Annotated in this window: 1 protein-coding gene; it reads left to right on the plus strand. The window is 56.6% G+C overall.

Going from position 1 to position 288, the window contains the following annotated elements; genetic code table 11:
- On the plus strand, positions 1-288 hold a 288-nt coding region (locus tag LZP73_RS20420), incomplete at both ends, for an MFS transporter (RefSeq protein ID WP_234236782.1).

The raw sequence follows: 288 nt of genomic DNA on the forward strand, positions 1-288 counted from the left end.
AGTGTGGTGTGGACCGTAGGCTATGTGCTGGCAAGTATTGCCGGACATCACTTTATTTCCGAAAGCCCGGAGGCCTGGCGCTGGCTGCTGGCATCAGCAGCGTTACCAGCCTTGCTGATTACGCTGCTACGTTGGGGCACGCCGGAATCGCCACGCTGGCTACTGCGCCAGGGGCGTTTTGCAGAAGCTCACGCTATCGTTCATCGCTATTTTGGCCCGCATGTTTTACTGGGCGATGAAGTGGCAACGGCGACCCATAAACACATCAAAACCTTGTTCTCTTCGCGC

Source organism: Shewanella sp. AS16 (assembly GCF_021412365.1).
GTDB lineage: Bacteria > Pseudomonadota > Gammaproteobacteria > Enterobacterales > Shewanellaceae > Shewanella > Shewanella salipaludis.